At 72.7% G+C, this 24,822-nt stretch carries 25 protein-coding genes and 1 pseudogene; 13 read left to right on the forward strand and 13 right to left on the reverse strand.

Features of this window, described 5'->3' with window-relative positions; genetic code table 11:
- Positions 1–34: 34 nt before the first annotated feature.
- Positions 35–1,387, forward strand: coding sequence for an MFS transporter (locus tag ACS3YM_RS06035; protein ID WP_439939170.1), 1,353 nt, complete (start codon positions 35–37; stop codon positions 1,385–1,387).
- Positions 1,384–4,098 (forward strand): AAA family ATPase, encoded by a 2,715-nt coding sequence (locus tag ACS3YM_RS06040; protein WP_439939171.1) that lies wholly within the window; start codon positions 1,384–1,386, stop codon positions 4,096–4,098. The genes ACS3YM_RS06035 and ACS3YM_RS06040 overlap by 4 nt, the downstream gene beginning before the upstream one ends.
- Before the next feature lie 10 nt (positions 4,099–4,108).
- Here ACS3YM_RS06040 and ACS3YM_RS06045 read toward each other — a convergent pair whose 3' ends face one another.
- On the reverse strand, positions 4,109–5,641 hold the full coding sequence (locus ACS3YM_RS06045; RefSeq protein WP_439939172.1) for a CYTH and CHAD domain-containing protein: 1,533 nt from the start codon (positions 5,639–5,641) through the stop codon (positions 4,109–4,111).
- A gap of 79 nt (positions 5,642–5,720) precedes the next feature.
- On the opposite strand from ACS3YM_RS06045, the gene ACS3YM_RS06050 reads away from it, so the two are divergent.
- Positions 5,721–6,320 (forward strand): DUF6529 family protein, encoded by a 600-nt coding sequence (locus ACS3YM_RS06050; RefSeq protein ID WP_439939173.1) that lies wholly within the window; start codon positions 5,721–5,723, stop codon positions 6,318–6,320.
- Between the two features lie 16 nt (positions 6,321–6,336).
- Here ACS3YM_RS06050 and ACS3YM_RS06055 read toward each other — a convergent pair whose 3' ends face one another.
- The 6 genes from ACS3YM_RS06055 to ACS3YM_RS06080 all read right to left on the reverse strand — a co-directional run bounded on the left by ACS3YM_RS06055 (position 6,337) and on the right by ACS3YM_RS06080 (position 11,729).
- The gene (locus tag ACS3YM_RS06055; protein ID WP_439939174.1) at positions 6,337–7,683 is read right to left on the reverse strand and encodes an MFS transporter; all 1,347 of its coding nucleotides are present in this window, start codon (positions 7,681–7,683) and stop codon (positions 6,337–6,339) included.
- A gap of 94 nt (positions 7,684–7,777) precedes the next feature.
- Positions 7,778–8,314 carry a nuclear transport factor 2 family protein gene (locus tag ACS3YM_RS06060; protein WP_439939175.1) on the reverse strand — a complete coding sequence of 179 codons (537 nt, stop codon included), beginning with the start codon at positions 8,312–8,314 and terminating at the stop codon, positions 7,778–7,780.
- A 1-nt stretch (position 8,315) separates the two neighbouring features.
- On the reverse strand, positions 8,316–8,957 hold the full coding sequence (locus ACS3YM_RS06065) for a CoA transferase subunit B (protein WP_439939176.1): 642 nt from the start codon (positions 8,955–8,957) through the stop codon (positions 8,316–8,318).
- Positions 8,954–9,745, reverse strand: coding sequence for a CoA transferase subunit A (locus ACS3YM_RS06070; RefSeq protein WP_439939177.1), 792 nt, complete (start codon positions 9,743–9,745; stop codon positions 8,954–8,956). The genes ACS3YM_RS06065 and ACS3YM_RS06070 overlap by 4 nt, the downstream gene beginning before the upstream one ends.
- Positions 9,742–10,515 (reverse strand): 3-oxoadipate enol-lactonase, encoded by a 774-nt coding sequence (pcaD, locus tag ACS3YM_RS06075; protein ID WP_439939178.1) that lies wholly within the window; start codon positions 10,513–10,515, stop codon positions 9,742–9,744. Before pcaD ends, ACS3YM_RS06070 begins: the two co-directional genes overlap by 4 nt.
- A complete protein-coding gene (locus tag ACS3YM_RS06080; RefSeq protein WP_439939179.1) occupies positions 10,515–11,729 on the reverse strand; it encodes an acetyl-CoA C-acetyltransferase in 1,215 nt (404 codons plus the stop codon). The genes pcaD and ACS3YM_RS06080 overlap by 1 nt, the downstream gene beginning before the upstream one ends.
- Positions 11,730–11,873: 144 nt before the next feature.
- Between ACS3YM_RS06080 and ACS3YM_RS06085 the strand changes: the two genes are divergently transcribed.
- Both ACS3YM_RS06085 and ACS3YM_RS06090 read left to right on the forward strand, forming a co-directional pair.
- Complete coding sequence (locus tag ACS3YM_RS06085) at positions 11,874–12,452, forward strand: N-acetyltransferase family protein (RefSeq protein WP_439939180.1); 579 nt, start codon at positions 11,874–11,876, stop codon at positions 12,450–12,452.
- The gene (locus ACS3YM_RS06090; RefSeq protein WP_439939181.1) at positions 12,449–12,670 is read left to right on the forward strand and encodes a hypothetical protein; all 222 of its coding nucleotides are present in this window, start codon (positions 12,449–12,451) and stop codon (positions 12,668–12,670) included. The genes ACS3YM_RS06085 and ACS3YM_RS06090 overlap by 4 nt, the downstream gene beginning before the upstream one ends.
- A 3-nt stretch (positions 12,671–12,673) precedes the next feature.
- On the opposite strand, the gene ACS3YM_RS06095 is transcribed toward ACS3YM_RS06090, so the two are convergent.
- From ACS3YM_RS06095 to ACS3YM_RS06105, 3 genes are all read right to left on the reverse strand, one after another.
- Complete coding sequence (locus ACS3YM_RS06095; RefSeq protein WP_439939182.1) at positions 12,674–13,939, reverse strand: DUF222 domain-containing protein; 1,266 nt, start codon at positions 13,937–13,939, stop codon at positions 12,674–12,676.
- A 99-nt stretch (positions 13,940–14,038) separates the two neighbouring features.
- A complete protein-coding gene (locus ACS3YM_RS06100) occupies positions 14,039–14,545 on the reverse strand; it encodes a peptide-methionine (S)-S-oxide reductase MsrA (RefSeq protein ID WP_439939183.1) in 507 nt (168 codons plus the stop codon).
- A gap of 95 nt (positions 14,546–14,640) precedes the next feature.
- Complete coding sequence (locus ACS3YM_RS06105) at positions 14,641–15,282, reverse strand: hypothetical protein (protein ID WP_439939184.1); 642 nt, start codon at positions 15,280–15,282, stop codon at positions 14,641–14,643.
- A 166-nt stretch (positions 15,283–15,448) separates the two neighbouring features.
- Between ACS3YM_RS06105 and ACS3YM_RS06110 the strand changes: the two genes are divergently transcribed.
- Both ACS3YM_RS06110 and ACS3YM_RS06115 read left to right on the forward strand, forming a co-directional pair.
- Positions 15,449–15,976, forward strand: coding sequence for a hypothetical protein (locus tag ACS3YM_RS06110; RefSeq protein ID WP_439939185.1), 528 nt, complete (start codon positions 15,449–15,451; stop codon positions 15,974–15,976).
- Positions 15,977–16,054: 78 nt separating this feature from the next.
- Positions 16,055–16,936, forward strand: a complete 882-nt coding sequence (locus tag ACS3YM_RS06115; RefSeq protein ID WP_439939186.1) for a LysR substrate-binding domain-containing protein — start codon at positions 16,055–16,057, stop codon at positions 16,934–16,936.
- A 6-nt stretch (positions 16,937–16,942) separates the two neighbouring features.
- On the opposite strand, the gene ACS3YM_RS06120 is transcribed toward ACS3YM_RS06115, so the two are convergent.
- Complete coding sequence (locus ACS3YM_RS06120) at positions 16,943–17,758, reverse strand: IclR family transcriptional regulator domain-containing protein (protein WP_439939187.1); 816 nt, start codon at positions 17,756–17,758, stop codon at positions 16,943–16,945.
- A gap of 152 nt (positions 17,759–17,910) precedes the next feature.
- Here ACS3YM_RS06120 and ACS3YM_RS06125 point away from each other — a divergent pair, with 152 nt between their 5' ends.
- From ACS3YM_RS06125 to ACS3YM_RS06145, 5 genes and pseudogenes are all read left to right on the forward strand, one after another.
- Entirely contained in the window at positions 17,911–18,477 is a 567-nt protein-coding gene (locus ACS3YM_RS06125) for a flavin reductase family protein (protein ID WP_439939188.1), read from the forward strand.
- 57 nt (positions 18,478–18,534) lie between these two features.
- The gene (locus ACS3YM_RS06130) at positions 18,535–20,115 is read left to right on the forward strand and encodes a 4-hydroxyphenylacetate 3-hydroxylase family protein (protein ID WP_439939189.1); all 1,581 of its coding nucleotides are present in this window, start codon (positions 18,535–18,537) and stop codon (positions 20,113–20,115) included.
- 8 nt (positions 20,116–20,123) lie between these two features.
- A complete protein-coding gene (gene catA, locus ACS3YM_RS06135; RefSeq protein WP_439939190.1) occupies positions 20,124–20,993 on the forward strand; it encodes a catechol 1,2-dioxygenase in 870 nt (289 codons plus the stop codon).
- A 136-nt stretch (positions 20,994–21,129) separates the two neighbouring features.
- Positions 21,130–21,594 (forward strand): annotated as a pseudogene (locus ACS3YM_RS06140) (bifunctional riboflavin kinase/FAD synthetase); the annotation flags it as partial.
- Positions 21,595–21,598: 4 nt separating this feature from the next.
- A complete protein-coding gene (locus ACS3YM_RS06145; protein WP_439939191.1) occupies positions 21,599–22,642 on the forward strand; it encodes a maleylacetate reductase in 1,044 nt (347 codons plus the stop codon).
- 10 nt (positions 22,643–22,652) lie between these two features.
- Here the strand turns inward: ACS3YM_RS06145 and ACS3YM_RS06150 are convergent, their stop codons facing one another.
- Positions 22,653–23,132 (reverse strand): MarR family winged helix-turn-helix transcriptional regulator, encoded by a 480-nt coding sequence (locus ACS3YM_RS06150; protein ID WP_439939192.1) that lies wholly within the window; start codon positions 23,130–23,132, stop codon positions 22,653–22,655.
- A 96-nt stretch (positions 23,133–23,228) separates the two neighbouring features.
- Here ACS3YM_RS06150 and ACS3YM_RS06155 point away from each other — a divergent pair, with 96 nt between their 5' ends.
- Complete coding sequence (locus ACS3YM_RS06155; protein ID WP_439939193.1) at positions 23,229–23,804, forward strand: NADPH-dependent F420 reductase; 576 nt, start codon at positions 23,229–23,231, stop codon at positions 23,802–23,804.
- A gap of 10 nt (positions 23,805–23,814) precedes the next feature.
- On the opposite strand, the gene ACS3YM_RS06160 is transcribed toward ACS3YM_RS06155, so the two are convergent.
- The gene (locus ACS3YM_RS06160) at positions 23,815–24,807 is read right to left on the reverse strand and encodes a 5'-3' exonuclease (protein ID WP_439939194.1); all 993 of its coding nucleotides are present in this window, start codon (positions 24,805–24,807) and stop codon (positions 23,815–23,817) included.
- Positions 24,808–24,822: the final 15 nt, after the last annotated feature.

Genomic DNA, 24,822 nt, shown 5'->3' on the forward strand with positions numbered 1-24,822 from the left:
CCGCACCACCACCACCTCACCTCGGAGCACCCTCATGCCCGGAACATCCACTGTGGCGACCCCTCAGCAGGACGCGCGGCGCCGTCGCAGCGTCGCCTGGGTCGTCTTCCTCTCCGCCGCGGCCCTCGTCTTCGACGGCTACGACCTCGTCGTCTACGGCACCGTCGTGCCGGTGCTGCTGGCCGACCCCGCCCACCTCGGGACCGTCACGCCGGCCCAGGCCGGGACGCTCGGCAGCTATGCCCTGGTCGGCGTGCTGGTCGGCGCCCTGGCAGCCGGCGCGGTCGGCGACCGCGTCGGACGACGCAAGGTGATGCTGGTCAACCTGGCCTGGTTCTCCATCGGCATGGCCGTCACCGCCACGACCCAGTCGGTCGCGACCTTCGGCCTCTTCCGCTTCTTCACCGGCATCGGCGTCGGCGCCCTCGTCGCCACCGTTGGCGCTCTCGTCGCCGAGTTCGCACCTCCCGGCCAGCGCAACCGCTACAACGCGATCGTCTACTCCGGCGTCCCGGCCGGCGGCGTCCTCGCCGCCCTGACCGCGATCACGCTGGGCGACAGCATCGGCTGGCGCGGCCTCTTCTGGATCGGCGCGCTGCCGATCGTGCTGCTCCTGCCGCTGGCGATCCGCTTCCTCCCCGAGTCGCCGAAGTGGCTGGTGGCCCGCGGCCGGATCGCGGACGCGGAGGCCGTCTCCGCACGCACCGGCATCCCCGTCCCCGCGCCCGAGCCGGTCGTCGAGGACAAGGTCGGCTTCCCGGCACTGGCCAGCCGCCGCTTCGCGTTCCCCACCGCGCTGCTGGGCCTCATGAGCTTCGCCGGCCTGCTCCTCACCTACGGGCTCAACACCTGGCTGCCGCAGATCATGGGGGAGCAGGGCTACGGCAAGAACCACGCCCTGACGTTCCTGCTCGTGCTCAACCTCGCGGCCATCGGCGGCGGGCTGCTGGCGTCGTACGTCGCCGACCGGGTCGGTGCCAAGCGCGTGGTCGCCTCGACGTTCGTCCTCGCCGCCCTCTCCCTGGCGGTGCTGCCGCTGTCGATGCCGGCGGCCGTCCTGTTCCTCGCCGTCGGGCTCGCCGGGGTCGGCACGATCGGCACGCAGGTGCTGATCTACGGACTCGTGTCCAACTACTACCCGACCAACGCCCGCGCGGCCGGCGTCGCGTGGTGCGCCGGTTTCGGCCGGCTCGGCGGGATCGTCGGCCCGATCATCGGTGGCGTCCTCGTCGGGGCCGGGGTGGGCGGCTCGACCGCCTTCCAGCTCTTCGCCGGGGTCTCGCTGGCCGGGGCCCTCGTCGCGCTGGCCGTGCCGCGGCCCGCACACGCCGAGTCCCGTCGCGCCGAGCCCCTGCCGACCGAGGTCGGGTCTACCGTGACTGCGTGACCGACGCCGACGCGACCTCTGTGCTGGTGGCGCGCGACGACGAGCTCGCCGACCTGCGGCAACGACTGCTGCGGGTCGGCGAGCACGGTCCTGCCCTCGTCCTCGTCACCGGTCCCGGCGGCACGGGGACGAGCGCGCTCGTACGCCGTCTCGCCGCCGAGCACGTGGCCGCCGGGGGTCGCTGCCTGCAGGCCCGTGCCGTGCCGTGGGAGCAGGACGTCGCGCACGGCGTGCTGTCCCAGCTCGCCGGCCGGCGGGACCGGACGCCCGCGCCCGACGCGCTGAGCGCGGCCGACCGGTTCGCCGACCTGCTGGCCGACCTGCCGGGCGAGGGCCCGGTGCTCGTCGTGGTCGACGACGCCGGTCACGCCGATGCCGCGTCGCTGCAGGCGCTGTCCAGCGTCGTACGCCATCGCCCCGACGCCGCCGTGCTGGTGGTGTTCGCTGCGTCGAGCCCCGCGCCCCCCGCGGCGGCAGCCGTGCTGGACCGGGTGGACGACAGGCTGGTGCTGACCCCGCTCGAGCCGAAGGCGGTCCAGCAGCTGGCTGCGCGCGCCGGCGTCGTGCTCCACCCGACGCTGGCCGACCGGCTGTGCCGCTTCACGTCGGGGCGTCCCGGACCGGTGCTCGCGCTGCTGGCCGAGCAGCCGCGCGAGCTGTGGGCCGACTTCGAGCCGGTGCTGCCGGCTCCCGCGGCGCTGGCCGCCGAGGTCGAGCAGCGCCTGGCCGGCGCGGGACAGGCCGCCCGGTCGCTGGCCGAGGCCGTGGCGGTGCTCGGCCGCGCGCCGGTCTCGCTCGCCGCGTCCCTCGCCGGGCTGCCCGAGCCCCTCGCGGCCGTCGACGACCTCGTCGAGCTCAGGCTGGTGAGGTGGGTCGAGCACCTCGGTCTCGCGCTCGTCGAGCCTGCCGACCCGATGGTCGCCGCGGCCGTGCTCGGATCCCTCAGCCGGGTCCGGCGGGCCGAGCTGCACCGCAGCGCAGCTGCGCTGGCGGAGGACCCGGTGACCCGGCTCGGCCACCTCGTGGCAGCCAGCCCCCTCCCGGACGAGGGACTGGCCGACGAGCTCGACGCCCTCGCCGCCGAGCGCGCGAGCACGGGGGAGTGGGCCACGGTCGCACAGCTGCTCGCCAGCGCGGCGCGGCTGACCTCGACGCCGGCCCTGCGCGAGCAGCGACTGTCGCGGGCCTTCGACGCGCTGGTCGGGTCGGGCGACACCCTCGGCGCGGCGGCCGCGGTCGCGGAGGTCGAGAGCCTGCGCGAGACCCCGTTGCGCAACGCCGCCCTCGGCTACCTCGCCATCGTCCGCGGCCGCTCGGCCGAGGCGGAGAACCGCTTGGTGCGTGCGTGGGACCTGGTCAACGCCGACCGTGACCCCGACGTCGCCGCCCTCGTGTGCCACCGGCGCGTGCTGCACAGCCTGGCGCGCTGCCAGGGACAGGACCTGGTCGACTGGGCCGACCGCGCTCTCGCGCTCGCGACCCCGGGGTCGCCGCCCGCGGTCGAGGCAGCGGCCATCCGCGGCCTCGGCGTGGCCGGCACGGGTCACGGTGCGCAGGCGCTCGCGGACTACGCCACCCTGGCCGAGGAGGTCGGGCACGGTGCCCAGGCCCAGCGCGTCGCCATGGGGCGCGGCTGGACCGCGCTGGCCCTCGACGAGGTCGACGTGGCCCGCGAGACCCTGTCCTGGGCCACCTCGACCGACTTCCTCGGCGGGTCCACGCGGATCTCGCTGTGGGCACACGCCTGGCTCGCCCGTGCCCACTTCGTGGGCGGCGACTGGGACGAGGCCCTGCGCACCGCCGAGCAGGGCACCCTGCTCGCCGGGCGCACCGGGATGCGGCTGATCGAGCCGCTGCTCGCCTGGACCCGCGCCCAGGTCCACGCCCTGAGGGGGGACTGGGCCCTCGCCGACCGGGCCGTCCGTGACGCCGACGCCGGTCCCCGCGACTACGAGATCATGCGCGTCGCCGGTGCCCTGGCCCGGGCGAGCGTGGCCGAGGCGCGAGCCGACTACGCGGGCGTGCTGCGTGCCCTCGACCCGCTGCGCCAGCCGTGGGCCGGCGGCAGCATCGACGAGCCGGGGGCGTGGCCGTGGCCCGACGTCTACGCCAACGCGCTGGCCATCGAGGGGCGCTACGACGAGGCCGAGGTGTTCCTGCGGCCGCACGAGGCGCTCGCGGCGGAGCGCGGCCACCGGTCGGCCCGGGCGCGCCTGGGCTACGCGCGTGGCCGGCTCCTCGGCGGCACCGGCGACCTCCCCGCGGCCCGCGTCGCGTTCGAGGAGGCCGCCGCCCTGCTCGAGGACCTGCCCCTGCCCTACGACCGGGCGCGCACGCACTTCGCCTGGGGGCAGACGCTTCGGCGAGCAGGCAAGCGGCGTGAGGCGGACCCGGTGCTCCAGACGGCGCGCGACCTCTACGACCGCCTCGGCGCGACGACGTACGTCGAACGCTGCGACCGCGAGCTGCGCGCGGGCGGCGTGCACGCCGGTCGCCCGGCGCCCGCCGAGCGGGACGCCGCCGAGCTCACGCCGCAGGAGGAGCTGGTGGCCGAGCTGGTGGCACGCGGCATGACCAACCGGGAGGTGGGGACCGAGCTCTTCGTGTCGACCAAGACCGTGCAGTACCACCTGACCCGGATCTACGCGAAGCTCGGCGTGCGGTCACGGGGCGAGCTGGCCGCGCAGCGCGCCACCTCGCCCGACGTCTGAGGCCGGAGGGCTAGGTCCTCAGCCACCGGCGCAGCCGTCGGGTCGGCAGCTGCTCCCAAGCGGTCTCGAAGTCCCGTACGTTGGCCGCGCCGCGTGCCTCCTCCAGCGCGTGGAGGCGTCCGAAGGTGAAGCCGTTGCGGCCCTCCAGGTGCGCCCGTGCGCCGTGGTCGCGCAGCACGCGCCGCGACATCACCGAGTCCTGGTGCTCCCCGAGCAGGTCCTGCACCGTCGACGCCCGCTCGCCGAGCTCGGCCGCACGCGACCCGAGCACGGGCGCCGCCGACTCGGCGGCGTAACGCAGTCGCTTGGCCTTCTTCCGGGCCTCGTGCAGCGCCGCGTCCCGCTCGTCGTCGGTCGTGGCCGCGCGCACGTCGGCGACCGCCCGTCGGAGCTTCTTGGCGTCCCGCTTCAGCAGGCGCGGCAGCTCGTCCCGCGCCGGCTCGTCCGCGCCCGGTGCGAGCCGCGGGCACCGGACGAGGCCCTCGAGGGACTCGAGGAGGTGGAAGTACCGAGCGTCCGCCAGGGCGCGCAGCGCGTCCTCCCGTCCTCGCGCCTCAGCGGCCCGCAGGTCGTCGTCGATCGTCGTGGCCACCGGACCGAGGGCCAGCTCCGCAGGTTGCCCGGCCACCAGTGCGAGCAGGCGCTCGCGGAGCACCTGGGCGTCCCGCGCCCTGCTGAGGACCTGCCCCAGCCAGCGGAGGTCCTCGACCACGGGGTCGACGGCCTCCTTGTCGAGCACCGGGCCGAAGGTCCTCATCGCCGAGCGCAACCGCCTCGCCGCGATGCGCATCTTGTGGACGGACGCCGGGTCCCCGGTGCGCACGCGGCGGTCCTGCTCGACGAGGGCCGCGAGCTGCTCGGCGACGCGGTGGTGCAGGGCCTCGCCGACGGTGGCCCGCCGGAGCTCGTCCTCGGTGGGCCCGCGCTCCGGAGGTGGGAGCGCATCCCCGAGGGTCCGCGCCAGCTTGGAGGACCCCGGCGCGGGTGTCGCCCCCGCCTCGCACAGCCGGCCCTCGACGAGGTCGAGCAGGGCGACGTCCCCGTCGACGAGCTCGACCTCCCACTCGCGCCACGAAGAGGTGGCGCCGGGCTCGCGCAGGCGCTCGGCCGACACGTGGTCGTCGCACAGCCGGGCCAGCACCACGTCGTCCTCACCGCAGAGCACCTGCTCGCGCCGTCGGTTGCTGACGCGTGCCACGGGCACCACGTCCCGGTCCCGCACGAGGGCCCGCACCGGCTCGAGCAGGGGCTCGGGCACGTCCCGGGCAGCCGTGCCCAGCGGCTGGCGCAGCTCGGTCCTGGTGTCCTGCCCGCTGGGCACCTTCAGGTGCCAGCCATCGTCCTCGCCTCCCGTGCGACGCCGCAACGTGATGCCTTGGCGGGCGAGGGCGAGGTCGGCGGTGTCGAAGTAGGTGGCGTCGAGATCGAGCTCGACAGGCTGACCCACCCGGACGACGCCCGGGACGTCGGTCAGCGTCGGGAGCGCGGTGGCCTCGCTCGTGGCGAAGGTGCGCTCGACCTCGTCCCAGCGTTCGGCTGTCATGCCTCATTGTCCGCCGGGAGCAGCGTCACCGGAACCCGCGGACCTTCCAGATCCCGGCGGATCGGCGCATCCTGAGCCCATGACGGCCTCGTCCCCCTCAGCGGGCGCAGCACCGAGGAGCATGACCGTCCCGCTGACCGCCTTTGCCGCCGGCGCGGTCGTGGCCGTGCTGCTCGGCGTGGTCGGTCGGCTGCACGAGCCGACCCTGGCCGGGACCACCGATTTGGGCTTCCGCACGGTGATCGAGATGAAGGTCGTCGTGTCGATCGTGGTCGGCGTCCTGACGGTGCTCCAGCTCGTGGGAGCGCTCTGGATCTACGGCCTGCTCGGGAGCCGGGCGCCGGCCTGGGTGGGTACCGTGCACCGGCTCACCGGCGCGCTGGCCCTCCTGCTCGCCGTCTTCGTCGGCTACAGCTGCCTGTGGGCCCTCGGCCTGGAGAGCGGGCGGCTCGAGAGCGGGGAGGAGGTGCCACTCCGCGCCGTGGTGCACGGCGTGCTCGGCTGCGCGGTCTTCGGCGCCGTGGTGGTGAAGGTGGTGGCCGTGCGCAGCCGACGCGCGCCGGGCTGGTTCCTGCCGCTGGCCGGCGGCCTGCTCTTCACGCTGCTCGTGGTCGTGGTGCTGACCTCGGCGGCGTGGTACGTCGGTGCCCGGGGCTGGCCGAGCCGCAGCGGCTACTGAGCCCCGGGCCCGACGCTCAACCCTCGCGGGAGTCCGTCAGGCTGCCGCGGTAGGTCTCCGGCGCGAGGAAGGCCGACACGAAGGTGATGAGGGCGAGCACGACGACGTACATCCCGACGGGCCACGAGGCACCGTTGGCCGAGGCGGCGAGGCTCACCGCGATCAGCGGCGCGAACCCGCCGAAGATGATCGCCGCGAACTCGCGGCTGACGGCGGCGCCGCTGTAGCGGCTGGCGGTGCTGAACAGCTCGGACAGCACGACGCCCTGGACGCCGAACATGATGCCGACGCTGCCGCCCTGGGCCAGTGCGAGGGCGAGCATCGCCAGCACGGGGCGGCCGCTGTCGACGAGCATGAAGAACGGGAAGGCGAACGCGATGGCGTAGAGCGCGCCCACCATGAGCACGGGACGCCGGCCGAAGCGGTCGGAGGCGATGCCGGCCAGGGGAGCGGTGATCATCACGACCAGCCCGGCGACGAGCAGGCCGGTCGTGCCGGTCACCCGGTCGTAGCCGGCCTCGGCCATGTAGGAGAGCGCGAAGACCTGGTAGAGGTGGCTGAACGACAGCGGGGCGGCGACCAGGCCCATCACCAGCAGCATGCTGCGCCACTGGGTGCGGACCAGGGTGAGCAGCGGCGCCCCGGCGGGCTCGACGTCCTCGACGACCTCCTCGAACGCGGGCGTCTCCTCGAGGCGCAGCCGGATCCAGAGACCCAGGAAGATCAGCAGCAGGCTCGCGAGGAACGGCAGGCGCCAGCCCCAGGAGGCGAACTGGGCGTCGGAGGTCAGCGAGGTCGTCAGCAGCAGCGCGCCCGAGGACAGCACCAGGCCGAGGTAGACCCCGGCTGCGGAGAACGAGCCGAAGAGGCCGCGGCGTCCGGTCGGCGCGTACTCGACGGCGTACACCGAGGCGCCGCTGTACTCCGCGCCCGAGCCCATGCCCTGCAGCAGGCGCAGCACGACGAGCAGGACCGGGGCGGCCATGCCGATCATGGCGTGCGACGGGATGAGGGCCATCGCGGTCGTCGAGAGGCCCATCAGCATGAGGGTCGCGATGAGCGCGGGCCGGCGGCCGTGCTTGTCGCCGATGTGGCCGAACACCATGGCGCCGATGGGCCGGGCGACGAAGCCCACGCCGAAGGTCGCCAGCGACAGGAGCAGCGAGGTCGAGTCGGAGGCGCTGGGGAAGAACACCTGGCCGAACACCAGTGCCGCGGCGGCGCCGTAGAGGAAGTAGTCGTACCACTCCAGGGCCGAGCCGAGGAGCACGGCGGTGCAGACCCGGGCGAGGGTACGCCGGTCGGCGGCCGGCTCGCCGGCAGGAGTCGGCGGTGAGGCCGGGGTGGACAGGGTGTGCGTCATGGAGGTCTCCGGATGGGGTCGTGCGCGGACGCGCGAGGGAGCACCGGGCACGGAGGTCGTGCCGGGTGGAGGTGCGTGCGGGTCGGCCGCTGGGTCAGCCAGGTGTGGCGGCGAGCCGCTCGAGGGTGCGTGCGTCGGCAGCGGCGCGGGCGGGAGCCCACCCGTAGCGGCCGGGGGCCCAGTCCTCGTCGCCGGGGACCCAGTAGAAGAACGTCACGCGACGCTCGGTGAAGCGCCACCTGCCGTCGTCGCCGCGGACCATCTGGTCCTCGTAGCGGCCGGCGGCGATGTGCGCGCGACCGTCGACGACGCAGGGCTGGTCCAGCCACGTCGCTCCGGTCGCAGCGTGGGCGGGTGAGCCCACGAGGTCGATGGTCTCGTTGGACGAGAAGTGCCACCAGGCGGACAGCGGCCCGTCCTGGAGGTCGGCGAAGAACGTGCGCAGCTCGACGTGGCCGCGCGCGGTGGCGAGCCCGACGAAGGCGCCGTCGGGGGTGAACAGGTCGACCAGGTCGTCCCAGCGGCCGTCGTCGAGGGCCTGGCAGTAGTGCGCGCGGAGCTGCCCGATCTCGTGCAGGTCCTCCAGGCGGCGCACGCGCGCGGCGAGGTCCTCGCTCCCCGTGGTGGTCACGTCAGACCCCGACGGGGACCCGGACGGGTGCGCCGGTCTTCTCGGTGATCTCCTCGACCGTGACGCCCGGGGCGAGCTCGACGAGCTCGAAGCCGTCGCCCGCGACGTCGAGGACGCCCAGGTCGGTGATCACCCGCGAGACGACACCGCGGCCGGTGAGGGGGAGGTCGCACTCGGCGACGAGCTTGTGGCTGCCGCTGCGCGACACGTGCTCCATCAGCACGATGACGCGGCGGGCGCCGCTGACCAGGTCCATCGCGCCGCCCATGCCCTTGACCATCGAGCCGGGCACCATCCAGTTGGCGAGGTCGCCCGCGATCGAGACCTGCATCCCGCCGAGGACGGCCGTGTCGATGTGGCTGCCGCGGATCATCGCGAAGCTCAGGGAGGAGTCGAAGAACGACGCACCCGGCAGCACGGTGACGGTCTGCTTGCCGGCGTTGATGAGGTCGGGGTCGACCTCGTCCTCGTAGGGGTAGGGGCCGACACCGAGGATGCCGTTCTCGGCGTGCAGGGTGACCGTCGAGTCGGCCGGCAGGTGGGCCGGGATCATCGTGGGCAGGCCGATGCCGAGGTTGACGTACTCGCCGTCGCGCAGCTCCAGCGCCGCACGCGCGGCCATCTCGTCACGGGTCCAGCTCATGCCAGAGCCTCCTCACGGGGTCGGGTGGTGAGCTTCTCGATGTCCTTCTCGTGGGCCTGGGCGGGCGTGAGCTCCACGATGCGCTGGACGAAGACGCCGGGCAGGTGCACGTCGTCGGGCTCGATGTCGCCGATCTCGACGACCTCCTCGGCCTCGACGATCGTCAGGCGCCCGGCCATGGCGGCCGGGATGTTGAAGTTGCGGGCCGAGGCGTGGAAGACGCAGTTGCCGGCGCGGTCGACCTTGGCCGCCCGCACGAGCGCGACGTCGGTGACGATCGACTCCTCGAGCACCATCTCCTTGCCGTGGAAGGTGCGCACCTCCTTGGGCTCCGAGGCCAGGGCCACGGTGCCGTCGGGGTGGTACCGCCAGGGCAGCCCGCCCTCGGAGACCATCGTCCCGACACCGGTCGGGGTGAAGAACGCCCCGATGCCGGCACCGCCGGCGCGCAGCCGCTCCGCGAGGGTGCCCTGCGGGGTGAGCTCGACGGTGAGCTCGCCGGCGAGGTACTGCCGGCCGAACTCCTTGTTCTCACCGACGTACGACGCGATGACGCGGGTGATGCGTCGCGCCTCGAGGAGCAGGCCGAGGCCCGCCCCGTCGACGCCGCAGTTGTTGGACACGACGGTCAGGTCGTCGGCGCCCTGGTCGAGCAGGGCGCTGATCAGCGTCCACGGGATGCCGACGAGGCCGAAGCCGCCGACGGCCAGGCTCGAGCCCGCCGCGATGTCGGCGACGGCGTCCTCGGCACTGGAGACGACCTTGTCGATCTTCTTTCCCGTGGTCATGACGTCACTCCGAGGTGCTCGAGGATGGCGGCGGCCACGGCCTCCGGTTGCTGGGCGGCCGCGAGGTGCGCCGCGTCGGGTACGACGACGAGCCGGCCGTCGGGCACGCCGTCGGCGATCTCGCGCAGGTAGGACGGCGGCGTCGCCGGGTCGTCCGCCCCGGCGATCGCCAGGGTGGGGGCCTTGACCTGCGGCAGGTCCGGACGCAGGTCCATCGCGGCGATGGCCTCGCAGGATCCGGCGTACCCCTCCGCGGACGTGGCCGCGCACATCGCCTCGTGGAACGCCCGGACGTCCGGGTGCTGCTCCAGATGGGCCGGGGTGAACCAGCGGCTCACCACCCCCTCGGCCACCGACCCGGTGCCCTGGGCGCGCACCTGGGCGGCGCGCTCGGTGTAGCCGGGGCCGGCCTCGAGGAAGGCGCCGGTGCACAGCAGCACCAGGCGGTCGACCCGCTCGGGGTCGCGGGCGGCGAGGCGGATGCCCATCATCCCGCCCAGCGACAGGCCGACCACGTGCGCCTGCTCGACCCCGAGGGTGTCGAGCAGGGCGACGACGTCGTCGGCCAGGTCGTCCATCGAGTACGGGCCCGGTGCAGAGGGCGACTGGCCGTGGCCGCGGGTGTCGTAGCGGACCACCCGGAAGTGCTCGGAGAGGGCGTCGACCACGCCGTCCCACATCCGCAGGTCGGCGCCCATCGAGTTGGAGAGGACGACGACGGGCGCGTCCTCCGGGCCGGTGACGACGTGGTGGACCTCGACGGCGCCCATCAGGACACCCGCTCGAAGATCGCGGCGAGGCCCTGGCCGCCGCCGATGCACATCGTCTCCAGGCCGTAGCGGGCCTCGCGGCGCTGCATCTCGTGGGCCATCGTGGCCAGGATGCGGGCGCCGGTGGCGCCGACCGGGTGGCCCAGGGAGATGCCGGAGCCGTTGGGGTTGAGCCGCTCGTCGGTCGGGTCGACCTTCCACTCGCGCAGGCAGGCGAGCACCTGGGCGGCGAACGCCTCGTTGAGCTCGATCACGTCGATCTCGTCGAGGGTGAGGCCGGCCCGCTCGAGGGCGGCAGCAGTGGAGGGGACCGGACCGATGCCCATCACCTCGGGGCCGACGCCGGCGACGGCCCACGACTTCAGGGCGAGCAGCGGGCGCAGGCCGCGGCGCTCGGCCTCCTCGCGGGTGGTGACCACGCACATGGCAGCACCGTCGTTCTGCCCGCTGGCGTTGCCGGCGGTGACGGTGGAGGCGGGGTCGATCTTCTCGCGGACGGGCCTCAGGGCGGCCAGCTGCTCGAGGGTGGTCTCGGGGCGGGGGTGCTCGTCGCGGTCGACGACCACATCGGGCTTGCCTCGGCGGCCCGGGACGGTGACCGGCACGAGCTCGTCGGCGAACTTGCCGGCCTCGTGGGCGGCGCCGGCCCGCTGCTGGGAGCGGACCGAGAACTCGTCCTGCTCCTCGCGGGAGATGTCGTACTGCTCGCGGAGGTTCTCGGCCGTCTCCAGCATCCCGCCGGGGACGGGGTGGTCCTTGCCGCCGGCGGTCTCGCGGGCGCGGACCAGGCGGTCCATCAGCTCGACCGAGCCGCTGCGGACGCCGGTGCGCAGGCCGAGGGCGTAGTGCTCGACGTTGGACATCGACTCCGCGCCACCGGCCACGATGACCGTGCCGGCGCCGCTGGCGATCTGCGAGGCGGCGTAGAGCACGGCCTGCAGGCCCGAGCCGCACCGGCGGTCGAGCTGGAGGCCGGGGACGCCCGTGCCGAGGCCGGCGTCGAGCGCGGCGATGCGGCCGATGGCCGGGTTCTCGCCGCTGGGGTAGCAGTTGCCCAGGATGACGTCGTCGACGTCGCCCTCCTGCAGGCCGGTCCGGCGTACGAGCTCCTTCAGTGTGGTCGACGCGAGGTCGACGGCGGACAGGGAGGCGAAAGCGCCTCCGTAACGACCCACCGGGGTGCGTACGGGCTCACAGATGACGATGTCGGGCATGGACCGAAGGTAGTCGTGACGTTCGATACAGTGAAGTATCCATTTGACGGTCACTGAGACCTCGCGCGTCCTAAACAGTTTTTGCCTCACGGTGCAGCACGGGCGGGCATCCTGAGGTCACCGGCGATCGAGGGGTGGTGGACGTTGAGGGTCCGTGCCGCGGAGCTCCGTGATGCGCCGGCGCTGGGACGCGTGATGGTCGGGGCCTGGCTGTCGGCACACCGCGACCAAGTGCCCGACGCGGCATGGCAGAAGCGCGTCGAGGAGTGGACGCCGGAGGTGTCGGCCTCGGCCTGGGCCCGGTTGCTGTCCGAGCAGGCCGGAGGCGAGCACCCGCGGACCGTCCTGCTGGTCGCCGAGGCGCATCGCGACAACGCCGTGGGACTGCTGCTGGCGACCGAGGACGAGGACGACGACTCCGGTGCGACCGCGCAGGTGAACGCCCTCTACGTGCTGCCTGACGACCAGGGCCACGGCATCGGGAGGCTGATGCTCGCCCGTGCGGCAGCGGAGCTGATGACCCTGGGGTTCTCGCGTCTCCACATCGGCGTCCTGACCGCCAACCACCCGGCGCGGGCCTTCTACGAGGCGATGGGGGGTCGGGAGGTCAGGCAGCGGACGTTCGACGAGGACGGCTTCCCGCTTCCCGAGACCGTCTACGTCTGGCCGGACCTCGCCGACCTGGTGACAGGCTCACGTCCCGTGACAGGCTCCGGCCCGTGACGGGCCGGGACCTCGACGTCCTGCTCGGCTCCTCGGACCCGGACGCCGCCCGTCACGCACTCGAGCGCCGCTACGGCTTCACGGAGGCACAGGCCTGGGCCGTGGTGGAGGTGCAGCTCCGCCGCATGACCCGTTCGGACAGGCAGAAGATCGAGGAGCGGCGTGGTGAGCTCGTGTCCCGTGCGGCCGCCCTGGAAGCCGAGCTCTGCCGACCCTGACGTCTACGTCCGTCGGCTGAAGCGGACCTTGCCGTGCTTGTCGAGGGTGTGTTGGTAGGCGGGGTCGTGGACGAGGTGGTGGTGTGGGGGGCAGTAGAGCTCGCCGCCGTCGACGCTGGTGCCGCCGCCGCGTGACCACTCGACCTTGTGGTGCGCCTGGCACATGGCGGGTGGTGCGTCGCAGCCGGCGGCTCGGCAGCCGCCGTCGCGGATGCCCATGGCGATGCGCTGGGGCTGGGTGTGGAAGCGGCGTCTGCGGCCGACGTCGAGGACTGCTGATCCTGCGCCGAGGACGATCGGGATGATCCCGGCCCGGCACGCGAGCCGGCGGGCTTCGCCGGCGCTGATCTTGTCGCCGGTGTCGAGCGAGGCGGCCTTGAGGCCGCCGAGCAGGGTCTCGAGCTCCATGGTGACCACGACCGTGGCCGGTACGCCGCCCGCGGAGGGGACGGTGTCCTCGGGGCGGGTCTCGATGTAGTCGATGAACGCGAGCCCCATCCGGTGCCGCGAGAGCTTCGGCTCCGCAGGAGAGGGCTCAGCGGTGCCGTCCGCGGTGCTGCAGGGCCCGAGCGACCCGAGGGCCGTGGCCATCAGGTGCTTGCGCAGCATCGCGGCGTGCAGGGTCGAGATGGTGAACCGGCCGTGGGAGCGACCATGGCCGTCGTCGACCATGGTGAACGACGCCGCGGCCCGGGCGTCGGCCTCCTCCGCCTCGAGACGTCGGGCCTCCTCGCGGTCCGCGGCAGCGGGGTCGATGACCTCCAGCACCCGACGACCCAGCACCCGCAGCGCCTTCGCGTCGTGCTCACGCGCCTGCTCGAGCAAGAAGGACTCGGCCGCCGCCGGCACCCAGGCGGCGACGTCACCGGGCAGGGCGTCGACCGCATCCACGACGACACGCGCCTGGTCGGTGCGCACCTCCCCGGCAGCCAGCGCCGTGGCGACCGGCTCGTGGTCCTCCAGCGCGGCGGCCAGCCGCGAGAATCGGTGCGCCTCCGCACGCGTCGTACGAGTCTGGTGCGACCACCAGTTCGTCGCGCTCGTGGCACCGGACCCGCTGCCGGTGCCGACGGTCTCGGCGTGGCGCAGGACCTCCATGAGCAAGGCGTCGAGCTGGCTCCGGGCCTCGGTCAGCAGCACCAACGCGTCACCCGCCTCGGCTGCGGACATCGACCACAACGGAGCACCCGCGACAGCCGTCAGCTCCTCACGCAACCGCCGCGCCAGGGCGGTGACCCGGTGCTGTTCGGAGTACTGGAGGGCTGACATGCCTCCACCCTCCAGCGGATCACCGACACGTGCACCTCACACCCCGAACACCTGTGGAGAAGCGGCGTCCAGACCGACCTGTGGACGGCAGGCGGCTGTTCAGCTCGACGCCGGTGCGCTCTCCACTGCGGCTGACCGCGGTGGAAACGGCGGGGTGCAGCCTTCCGGGAATCGCGCCAGGTAGTGCTGTGCCTCGAGAGGGGCTGGCCAGAACTTCGCCACCTCGCTGACCCTCGTCACTGTCCTGCCCGGCCAGTGGCCCGATGCGTCGACGTCGCGGATCATCTCCTCCGCCACGGTGCGCTGCTCGCTCGTGGTGCAGAAGATCTCGGAGCGGTACTGCGAGCCGACCACGCCGGCGTCGAGGTCGGGGCGGTGAACCTGGAAGAACACTTCCAGCAGCCCGCGGAACGAGAGCCGATCCGCGTCGAAGACGACCTGCGTCACCTCCGCGTGGCTACCGCAGTCCCGATCGTTGGGGTCAGCCTTGTCGCCACCCATGAACCCTGTCCGGGTCGAGACGACGCCGTCCGGCCGACCCAGCAGCGGTTGCATGATCCACGTGCAGCCTCCCGCGAGGTAGGCCGTCTCCAGGTTGTCGTCCATCGTCATTCCTCGTGCGAGCGAGACCTCCTCACACTACGCCGAGGACAGCGAGGCCGGTCCGCCCCCTGGACGGACCGGCCTCGGTGTTCGAGCCGTCAGCGCAGGACGCCGCAGACGGCGGGGTCGGTGGCCTCGGCCGGGAGCGACTTGTCGAGGTCGCTCTTGCCGGAGGAGAAGTCGTAGGCACCGTTGCCGTTGTAGTCGACACCGTGGATCACGACGACACCCTTGCCGTTGCGGATCGCCGTCGCGAGGGCCTTCGACGAGAAGGTGATCTTGCGCTCGTAGCGCACGCGCCCCTCCGGTGCCACCGGGTAGCGGTCGACCGCGAGCACGCTGTCGGGCGATGTGTCGCCCGACGTGGTCAGCGACGTGCGGACCGGGCCGTAGGCGTCCGCGCCGTCGGTGGTGGTCAGCTGGTGGTCGTGCCCGGCGTCGAACGCCGTGGGGCACTCGTTGCGGGCGGTGCGCCCGAAGTGGATGTGCTGGGCGTGGGGCAGGTTCGGCGCGAGACCGTCGGCCTTGACGTGGACGACCCCGGCGCGCCGCGAGGTGAACGACACCGAGGCCTTCCCGCTGGCGCCCGAGCTGTTGAGGGGCAGCAGCCGTCCGGAGACATCGGAGTCAGCACGCGACTCCGGCGCCTGGGGCGCGCCCTGTGCGGCGACACCGAGGCCGAGTGCTGCAACGGCGCTGAGAGCGGCCACGCCGCCGGTGATCATTCTGGGCTTCCTCATGCGAATCCTCCTAGTGACGGGCGCTGGGTGCGGCCCGCGTCACAGGGTTCGGGACGGTCGGCGAGACGGTTTGGTCCGACCGCGACTTCTCACCCGTACGGATGACCTTGCTGTCAGCCCCGCGACGCTCGACGATGGGTGGACAGCGAAGGGGGAGGGGTTCTCGATGGTGACAACGAGGTGGGCACGTGCCATGGCGGTGGGGACGGTCGGCGTGGTCCTGGCGATGCCGGCCGGACCGGCGTCCGCGGACACGACGGCTTACGACGACCCGGTCGGGGACTCGACGTCGGTGGACATCTCGCGGGTGCGCGTCGTCCACCGGGACGCGGTCACCGTGCGGGTCCGTTCGGTCGTCCCGCTGGCGGCCGGACAGGTCTACACGTTCTGGGTCAGCACCGGGCGTGGTCCCCGGTCCACCTACCACGTCTCCTTCCGGGCGAACTCCGGCTTCGAGGGCCAGCTCGGGCTCGTCCGGCCCTTCGACCGGACTCCGTCCCGGTTCGTGCAGTGCCCGGGCCTGCGGGCCCGCGCCGACATCTTCAGCGACGCACCCGTGGCGGTGCGCATCCCGAGGAGCTGTCTCGGCGACCCGAGCAGGGTCCGGGTGGCGGTGCGGTTCGACGACGAGATCACCGGCGACGTGGACTGGGCACCGGAGCGGCGCACGTTCGGCCCATGGGTCAAGAGGTAGCCGCAGGGACCGACGTGAGCCCGGTGATACACGGAGGTATCCGTCCTCGGCAGACTGAAACCCTGCGAGTATGAGTGGATGGAGCTGCGCCACCTCAGGTACTTCGTCGCGGTCGCCGAGCAGCGCCACTTCGGTCGCGCGGCCGAGCGGCTGCACATGGCCCAGCCGCCGCTGTCCCAGCAGATCCGCCAGCTCGAGGCGGAGCTCGGCGTCACCCTGCTCACCCGCACCACCCGACGCGTCGACCTGACGCCGGCCGGAGCGGCGTACCTCGACCACGCCCGCGCGATCCTCGCCGCGGTCGACGAGGCCGGTGAGGTGGCCCACCGGGTCGCGGCGGGGCGCACCGGACGGTTGACGATCGGGTGCGTGGGGTCGGCGACGTACTCCCTGCTGCCCGCCCTGGCGAAGGCGCTGCGCAGCGAGCTGCCCGACGTCGAGTTCGGCTTCCGCGGGGAGATGCTGTCGCCCGACCAGGCCGCGGCGCTGCACGACGGGTCCCTGGACCTCGCCCTGCTGCGGCGGCTGCCGGACACCTCCGGGCTCACCCTCCACGAGGTGCGCCACGAGCGCCTCATCGTCGCGCTGCCGCAGGAGCACCGGTACGCCGACCGCAAGCGGCTGCGGGTCGCCGAGCTGGCGGGAGAGGGCCTGGTCGTCCACGCCGGCAGCGGCCGCTCCGTGATGAACTCACTGGTCCACGAGCTCTTCGAGGCCGCGGACCTCGAGCTGGAGGTCGTGCACGAGGTGGCGGAGACCTCGACGCTGGTGACGTTCGTGGCCGCGGGACTCGGGGTCGCGGTCGTGCCCGAGCCCACCTCCGCCCTCAACGTGCCCGGCGTGGTCTACGTGCCCCTCGTCGGCACCCCCGGCGTCGACCTCGTCGTCGCGACGCGCGAGGGCGACGCCAACCCGGTGCTGGCACGGGCGCTGGGGAAGCTCGCGGCCCTCGCCCGGTGACGGGGCCTAGGAGAAGCTGCTGCGGTCACTGAGCCGCAGCCAGCGCACCTGGTCCGGCACCTCCTCCAGCGCACGACGGATGTCGGCCGCGACCTCGAGCAGGACCGGCACCACCTCGCGCTCGACCTCGTCGCGGCTGTGCCGGGCCACGGAGGTCGAGTAGGCGAGGGCAGCCATCGCGCGCCCTCGGGAGTCCAGCACCGGGGCAGCGGCCGTGAGGAAACCGTCCTCCAGCTCGCTGTCCACGACCGCGTAGCCCTGGGAGCGGATCTCGTGCAACCGGTCGCGGAAGGCGATCGGGTCGGTGATCGTCCGCGGGGTGAGCCGCGGCAGCCCCGCGGCGACCACGGCGTCCACGACGTCGGCGTCGCTCCAGGCGACCAGGACCTGCCCCGACGACGTCGCGTGCGTGGCCAGGCGGGTCCCGACGTCGACGTTGAGGCCCAGCACGCGGCGCACGTTGACCCGGGCGACGTAGACCGTGTCGGTGCCGGAGAGCTGGGCGAGCGAGGCGGACTCGCCGGTCCGCTCGGTGACCCGCACGAGGTGCGGCTGGGCGATCTCGACCACGCCGTGGCTGGCGGCGTAGTGCTGGCCGATGGTGAGCACCTGTGGGGTGAGGGCCCATCGGCTGCCCCGGCCGGCGACGTACCCCAGCTTCTGCAGTGTCAGCAGGATCCGGCGCACGGCCGGACGGGAGAGCCCGGTGGCCGTCGCGAGGTCGGCGAGCGTGGGCTCGGGGAGCTCGGCGTCGAAGGCCAGCAGCACCGCGAAGCCCCGCTCGATGCTCTGGATGATGTCGCGCTCGGAGACCTCGTCCACCGTCCTCGCCCCCCCTGCCGCTCGGATGTCTCAGTCGATATCGCATGCGTACGAATGCGGGTGGTCCCACCCGTTGACGCGAGCTGTGACGGCCGACACAGTCGAAGTACGCCAGTCGTACAGATCGTACGCACAGCGTACAGGAGGTAGTGATGGACCCGCGAGAGCTCCGCAACGCCTTCGGCGGATTCGCCACCGGTGTCACCGTCGTGACCTGCGAGAACGACGAGGGGCAGGCGCACGGCGCCACGGTGAACGCGTTCACCGCCGTCTCGCTCGACCCGCCGCTCGCGCAGGTCACGCTGGGGCGCACCTCCAAGGCGTGCCAGCTCCTCGAGGGCCAGCCGTTCGCCGTCAACGTGCTCGCCCACGACCAGCTCGACGTGGCCTGGCACTTCGCCGGCCGCCCTGCCGAGCAGGCACCGGCGTGGGTGGACGGACCGACCGCCCCGCTGCTCGCCGGCGCCGCCACGACCATCTCGTGCCGGCCGTGGCGGACCTACGACGGCGGTGACCACCTCATCGTCATCGGCGAGGTCGAGGCGGTCGAGGTCACCGACCGGCACCCGCTGCTCTTCCACGGCGGGAAGTTCCGCTACCTCAGCCCCCACCACGACGCCGCACCCGGCATCCACTGGGGCGGCTCCATCGACTGCCCCACCACCGGCTGGTTCGACCCCACCAGCTTCCGACCCCTGGCTGACGCCGCGCACGCCTGAACCGCACCCCCTCACCCCACCCCCGACCCACGTCCCCATCCACGCAAGGAGATCGACATGACACAGATCGAAGATCGTCCCGAGGTCCAACCGGCGCCCGAAGGTGCCACCGCGACCCGGCCCATGGACGGCCAGGAGTACATCGACAGCCTCAAGGACGACCGCGAGATCTGGATCTACGGCGAGCGCGTCAAGGACGTCACCGAGCACCCGGCCTTCCGCAACCCGATCCGGATGACCGCACGCCTCTACGACTCGCTCCACGACGAGCAGCTGAAGAAGGACGTCTGGGTGCCGACCGACACCGGCAACGGCGGCTGGACGCACCCCTTCTTCAAGACGCCGACCAGCGCCGAGGACCTGCAGGCCGACAAGAAGGCGATCGAGACCTGGGCCCGCAAGACCTGGGGCTGGATGGGCCGCAGCCCCGACTACAAGGGCAGCTTCCTCGGCACGCTGGGCGGCTACCCCGAGTTCTACGCCCCCTACGAGGAGAACGCGAAGCGCTGGTACAAGGAGAGCCAGGAGAAGGTCCTCTACTGGAACCACGCGATCATCAACCCGCCGGTCGACCGCAACCTGCCGCCGGACGAGGTCGGCGACGTCTTCATGAAGGTCGAGAAGGAGACCGACGCCGGTGTGGTCGTCTCGGGCGCCAAGGTCGTCGCGACCGGCTCCGCGATCACCAACTACAACTTCATCGCGCACTACGGGCTCCCGATCAAGAAGAAGGAGTACGCGCTCGTCTGCACGGTGCCGATGGACGCCCCCGGCGTGAAGCTCATCTGCCGCCCGTCCTACGGCATGCAGGCCGACACCCTCGGCAGCCCGTTCGACTATCCCCTGTCGAGCCGGATGGACGAGAACGACACCATCTTCGTCTTCGACAAGGTGCTGGTGCCGTGGGAGAACATCTTCGTCTACGGCGACACCGACAAGATCAACGGCTTCGCCATGCAGACCGGCTTCTTCCACCGCTTCACCTACCACGGGTGCATCCGCCTGGCCACGAAGCTGGAGTTCATCGCCGGCCTGCTGCTCAAGGCGCTCGAGGCCACCGGCACCAAGGACTTCCGCGGGGTCCAGACCCGCGTCGGCGAGGTCATCGGCTACCGCAACACCTTCCGGGCGCTGGCCGACGCGATGGCGGCCAACCCCGACCAGGGCCCCGGCGGCATGGCGCTGCCCAAGCTCGACTACGGCATGGTCTACCGCCAGCTGATGATCGAGATGTACCCCCGTGTGAAGGAGATCATCCAGCAGGACGTCGCGTCCGGCCTGATCTACCTCAACTCCAACGCCGTGGACTTCAAGACCCCCGAGGTCCGGCCCTACCTCGACAAGTACGTCCGTGGCTCCAACGGCTACGACGCCGTCGACCGCACCAAGGTCATGAAGGCCCTCTGGGACGCCGTCGGCACCGAGTTCGGTGGCCGCCACGAGCTCTACGAGCGCAACTACTCGGGCAACCACGAGAACGTGAAGGCCGAGATCCTGTTCGCCGCGGAGGCGCAGGGCGAGACTGCCAGGATGACCGGTTTCGCCGACTCGTTCCTCGGTGAGTACGACCTCGACGGCTGGACCGTGCCCGACCTGATCAACCCCACCGACGTCAGCACGATCATCAACAGGAAGTGATGAAGAAGATGACTGCCACCCAGGAACCCCAGACCGCGTCTCCCACGGCCGCCGGCTCGGGCGCCAACGCCAGCGCGAGCTTCAAGGCGAGCGCCGCCACCCGCGACGTGGCCGACACGCCGCCCGAGCGGGTCGCCGCGATCGTCACCTCGATCCTCAAGGGCGTCCACGGCGCGATCGCCGAGCACGACGTCACCTACCCCGAGTTCCAGGCCGCCAAGGCGTGGCTGATGGAGGTCGGCGAGGGCGGCGAGTGGCCGCTCTTCATGGACGTGTTCGTCGAGCACGCCGTCGAGGAGCAGGTCGCGAAGTCGCAGACCGGCACCAAGGGCTCGATCCTCGGCCCCTACTTCCTCCCCGGCCAGACCAAGCTGTCCTCGACGTGTGAGCTCCCGAGGCGCGACGACGAGAAGGGCACGCCACTCGTCCTCGAGGGCCAGGTGCGTGACACCGACGGAACGCCGCTCGGCGGCTCCGAGGTCGACATCTGGCACGCCGACTCCGACGGCTACTACTCGGGCTTCGCCCCGCACGTGCCGGACGGCAACCTGCGCGGCGTGGTCGTGACGGACGAGGAGGGCCGGTTCGAGATCCACACCATCCAGCCGGCGCCGTACCAGATCCCGCACGACGGACCGACCGGCCAGCTGATCGAGGCCGCCGGCTGGCACCCGTGGCGCCCGGCGCACCTCCACATCCAGGTGCGCGCCGAGGGACACCGGCCGATCACCACGCAGCTCTACTTCGCCGGTGGGGAGTACCTCGACTCCGACGTCGCCGAGGCGACCAAGCCGGAGCTCGTGCTCGACCCGCAGGACGACGGCACCGGCACCCGCCGCAGCACGTACGACTTCGAGCTCGAGCCGCTGAGGGCCTGAGATGAGCCACCACCAACGGGTCTGGCACGACTGGCCGGCACTCGGCGAGATCGAGGCGTCGGTGACCACGGTCGGGGTCTTCGACGGCTTCCACCGCGGGCACGTCGCCCTGGTCTAGGCCGCGCTCGACGAGGGCCGGCGGCTCGGTGTCCCGACCGTGCTCGTCACCTTCGAGCCGCACCCGTTGGTGGTGCTCGCCCCCGAGCGGGCGCCCCTGCAGCTGCTCTCCCTCGAGGACCGCGTCGAGCAGGCGCTGGCCCTCGGCGTCGACGGCGTCGTCGTCCTGCCGTTCACCCGCGAGCTCGCCGCACAGCCCGCCGCGCACTTCGTCGAGCACGGCCTGGTCGGCCGGCTCGGCGTGCGCTCGCTGGTCGTGGGTGACAACTTCCGCTGCGGTCGCGGGGGAGAGGGCGACGTCGCCCTCCTGGCCGAGGCGGGCCGCCACCTCGGCTTCGAGGTCAGCGGGGTGGACCTGGTCCGCCACGGTGAGCGCACGTGCTCGTCCACGGAGGTACGCCGCGCGCTGGCGGCCGGCGACGTCGAGGCCGCCCTCGACGTGCTGGGCCGCAGCGACCCGCGCATCGAGGCGATGGCAGGCTGAGCACGTGCGCTTCACCCACGAGACGCTGCCGCAGCGGGTGCGGTTCGCGACCGGAGAGGCTGCCGCGGCCGTCACCGAGGAGGCCGAGCTGCTCGGCATCCGCCGCGCGATGGTGATCGCATCCCCGCGGGGCGCCGAGCTCGCCCGCGCTGTCACGTCCGGCATCGGCGTCGCGGTGCTGCACGACGGCGTACGGGAGCACGTGCCGGTCGAGGTCGCCGACGCCGCCCGAGCCGTCGCGGCCGAGCACGACGTCGACGGCCTGGTCTGCGTCGGCGGTGGCTCCGCGACGGGCCTCGCCAAGGCCGTCGCCCTGACCAGCGGGCTGCCGGTGCTGGCGGTGCCCACGACGTACGCCGGCTCCGAGGCCACCGACGTCTGGGGCCTCACCCGCGAGGGCGCCAAGACGACCGGCATCGACGCCCGCGTCCTGCCGCGCTCGGTGGTCTACGACGCCGACCTGACCGTCGACCTGCCGGTCTCCCTCTCCGTCACCAGCGGGCTCAACGCGCTGGCCCACGCCGTCGACGGGCTGTGGGCGCCGCGGGCCGACCCGATCAACGCCGCCCTCGCCGGCGAGGGAGCCCGTGCCCTGGCCACCGCCCTGCCGGCCGTCGTCGACGCGCCCCGGGACGCGACCGCTCGGGAACAGGTGTTCTACGGCACCTACCTCGCCTCGGTCGCCTTCGCGTCCTCGGGCTCGGGGTTGCACCACAAGATCTGTCACGTCCTCGGCGGCCGCTACGACCTCCCGCACGCCGCGACCCACGCCGTGGTGCTGCCCCACGTGCTCGCGCTCAACGCCCCGCACGCGCCGGAGGCGGAGCGGCGACTGGCCGCGGCGCTCGGTGCGTCGAGCGCGGTCGCGGGCCTGGCGGATCTCTACCACCGGCTGGACGCACCGCGCAGCCTGAGGGAGCTGGGCCTGCGCGAGGCCCAGCTCGCCGAGGCGGCGGCCGCGATCCTGCCTGCGGTGCCCCCGTCCAACCCGGCCACGGTGAGCCGCTCGGTCCTGCTGGACCTCCTGCGCGCGGCCTGGGGCGCCTGAGCGCCGACGGTCAGCCCGAACGCCGGGTCAGGTGCCCGTCGGGGTCGAGGACCTCGAGCAGCGCGTCGCTGATGCGACGCAGCTGTGCCACCTGCGTCGGTGTGAGCGGGTCCAGTGCGAGGCGCCGCACCGTGTCGACGTGGCCGGGAGCGGCGGCGACGATCGCGTCCCAGCCCGCGGAGGTGAGCCGGGCGTTGGTGGCACGCCCGTCCTCGGGGCAGGGGAACCGCTCGACCAGGCCGCGCTCCTCGAGGCGTCGTACGACGTGGGAGAGCCGCGGCAGCGTCGCGTTGGTGCGCTGCGCGAGCGACGTCATCCGCAGCGTGCGCTCGGGGGCCTCGGAGAGCATGGCGAGGACGAGGTACTCGAAGTGCGTGAGGCCGGAGTCGCGGCGCAGCTGCGCGTCGAGGGCTCCGGGCAGGAGCTCCGCCACGGCGACCAGGCCGAGGAAGGCCTTCTGCTCGTCGTCGTCGAGCCATCGTGTGTCCATGCGCACATCCTAGCAAAACACTTGAATGAACAACTAAAGAGGTCTACGGTGTTACTTGAAGCAACAACCAAAACCTCTCACTCCAAGGAGCACCACATGTCCCACCTCTCGATCATCGGCACCGGCAACATGGGCCAGGCCATCGCGGCCGTCGCAGGCCGGGGCGGCCACACCGTCCAGCTGCTCGGCGAGAACGACCTCGACACCCCGGCCACCGGCGACATCGTCGTCCTCGCGGTGCCCTACCCGGCCGTCGGCTCCGTGCTCGAGCAGCGCGCCGACCAGCTCGAGGGCAAGATCGTCGTCGACATCACCAACCCGCTGAACTTCGAGACCTTCGACGAGCTCACCGTCCCCTCGGACAGCTCGGCCGCCGCCGAGATCGCCGCCCAGCTCCCCGGCTCGCGCGTGGTCAAGGCGTTCAACACGACCTTCGCGGGCACCCTCGCGGCGGGCGAGGTGGGCGACCTGACCACCACCGTCCTGATCGCCGGTGACGACGCGGACGCCAAGTCCACGCTGGCCGGCGTGGTGGCCTCGGGTGGCCTCAAGGCCATCGACGCCGGCGCCCTCAAGCGCGCCCGCGAGATGGAGGCCCTCGGCTTCCTGCAGATCAGCCTCGCCGCCAACGAGAAGGTCTCCTGGACCGGCGGCTTCGGCGTCGTCGCCTGACGCAGTCGCCTCAGCCCGACGCCGGGCGTCCCGTGAGCACCCGCACGGCCAGGTCCGTGGTGAAGTCGTTGTCGAGGAAGCCGACGACCTTCGTCACCCGGTCCAGGTCCAGCGGCAGCAGCCCGCGGGACCCCGGCACGTCGGGCGTCAGGCCGAGGTCGAGGTCGTCGCGGCCCGACATCATCTGCACGTTGAAGTCGTAGCGCTCGCGGGCACCCTCAGCGGACAGCCTGCGTACGACGGTCGCGCCGAGGCGGCGGCCGCCCGTCTCCGCCGCCCAGTCGTCCAGCGCCTCGGTGAGCGCCCGGCCCCCGTTGTGGTCGACGTCGGACCACGCGGCGTCCATCGAGCCCGCGACGTCGAGCAGGATCGCGGCGGTCTTCTCCCCGATCCCCTGGACACCGGGGAGGTTGTCGCTCGTGTCGCCGCGCAGCGCCGCGAAGGCCAGGTAGTTGGCCGGGCGGACGCCGTACATGTTGAAGAGACGGGCCGGGTTGAGCATGGGGGAGCCGTGGATCCCGCCGTCGATGAGTCGCAGCACCTGGGTGTGGTGGCTGATGTGGGCGAAGGCGTCGCGGTCCGACGTGATGATCACGCAGTTCCAGCCGTTGGCGGTGGCCCACGTCGCGCCCGAGGCGTTGACGTCGTCGGCCTCGAGCCCGGGCGGCGTCAGGGTCGCCAGGCCCAGTGCGTCGAGCAGCGCGCCGGCACGGTCGAGCTGGTCGACCAGCTCGGGGTCCTTCTCCGCGCGACCGGCCTTGTAGTCGGGGTAGGCGTCGCGGCGCACCGACCCGGTGCGGTCGTCGAGGCCGAACACAATGGCGTCCGGGGCGAAGGAGTCGATCGACTCGAGGATCTGGCGCAGCATCCCGTGCAGCGCCCAGATCGGCCGGCCCGCCCGGTCGCGGAGCCCGGTGTGCGCCCGCGCGTGGTGGTTGCGGTGCAGCAGCGACGGGGCGTCGACGACGAGCAGCAGCCGGCGGGTGGGGGTGTCGTGGCTCATGGTGATCGGGCGCCA

It is taken from the genome of Nocardioides sp. N13(2025), from assembly GCF_051912545.1.
GTDB lineage: Bacteria > Actinomycetota > Actinomycetes > Propionibacteriales > Nocardioidaceae > Nocardioides.

What these genes read in the sequence shown, in the direction of transcription:
- ACS3YM_RS06035 (WP_439939170.1), top strand. Translation starts at nt 35, where the DNA reads ATGCCCGGAACATCCACTGTGGCGACCCCTCAGCAGGACGCGCGGCGC.
- ACS3YM_RS06045 (WP_439939172.1), bottom strand. Translation starts at nt 5,641, where the DNA reads ATGACAGCCGAACGCTGGGACGAGGTCGAGCGCACCTTCGCCACGAGC.
- ACS3YM_RS06050 (WP_439939173.1), top strand. Translation starts at nt 5,721, where the DNA reads ATGACGGCCTCGTCCCCCTCAGCGGGCGCAGCACCGAGGAGCATGACC.
- ACS3YM_RS06055 (WP_439939174.1), bottom strand. Translation starts at nt 7,683, where the DNA reads ATGACGCACACCCTGTCCACCCCGGCCTCACCGCCGACTCCTGCCGGC.
- ACS3YM_RS06065 (WP_439939176.1), bottom strand. Translation starts at nt 8,957, where the DNA reads ATGAGCTGGACCCGTGACGAGATGGCCGCGCGTGCGGCGCTGGAGCTG.
- ACS3YM_RS06070 (WP_439939177.1), bottom strand. Translation starts at nt 9,745, where the DNA reads ATGACCACGGGAAAGAAGATCGACAAGGTCGTCTCCAGTGCCGAGGAC.
- pcaD (WP_439939178.1), bottom strand. Translation starts at nt 10,515, where the DNA reads ATGGGCGCCGTCGAGGTCCACCACGTCGTCACCGGCCCGGAGGACGCG.
- ACS3YM_RS06080 (WP_439939179.1), bottom strand. Translation starts at nt 11,729, where the DNA reads ATGCCCGACATCGTCATCTGTGAGCCCGTACGCACCCCGGTGGGTCGT.
- ACS3YM_RS06095 (WP_439939182.1), bottom strand. Translation starts at nt 13,939, where the DNA reads ATGTCAGCCCTCCAGTACTCCGAACAGCACCGGGTCACCGCCCTGGCG.
- ACS3YM_RS06100 (WP_439939183.1), bottom strand. Translation starts at nt 14,545, where the DNA reads ATGGACGACAACCTGGAGACGGCCTACCTCGCGGGAGGCTGCACGTGG.
- ACS3YM_RS06105 (WP_439939184.1), bottom strand. Translation starts at nt 15,282, where the DNA reads ATGAGGAAGCCCAGAATGATCACCGGCGGCGTGGCCGCTCTCAGCGCC.
- ACS3YM_RS06110 (WP_439939185.1), top strand. Translation starts at nt 15,449, where the DNA reads ATGGTGACAACGAGGTGGGCACGTGCCATGGCGGTGGGGACGGTCGGC.
- ACS3YM_RS06115 (WP_439939186.1), top strand. Translation starts at nt 16,055, where the DNA reads ATGGAGCTGCGCCACCTCAGGTACTTCGTCGCGGTCGCCGAGCAGCGC.
- ACS3YM_RS06125 (WP_439939188.1), top strand. Translation starts at nt 17,911, where the DNA reads ATGGACCCGCGAGAGCTCCGCAACGCCTTCGGCGGATTCGCCACCGGT.
- ACS3YM_RS06130 (WP_439939189.1), top strand. Translation starts at nt 18,535, where the DNA reads ATGACACAGATCGAAGATCGTCCCGAGGTCCAACCGGCGCCCGAAGGT.
- catA (WP_439939190.1), top strand. Translation starts at nt 20,124, where the DNA reads ATGACTGCCACCCAGGAACCCCAGACCGCGTCTCCCACGGCCGCCGGC.
- ACS3YM_RS06150 (WP_439939192.1), bottom strand. Translation starts at nt 23,132, where the DNA reads ATGGACACACGATGGCTCGACGACGACGAGCAGAAGGCCTTCCTCGGC.
- ACS3YM_RS06155 (WP_439939193.1), top strand. Translation starts at nt 23,229, where the DNA reads ATGTCCCACCTCTCGATCATCGGCACCGGCAACATGGGCCAGGCCATC.
- ACS3YM_RS06160 (WP_439939194.1), bottom strand. Translation starts at nt 24,807, where the DNA reads ATGAGCCACGACACCCCCACCCGCCGGCTGCTGCTCGTCGTCGACGCC.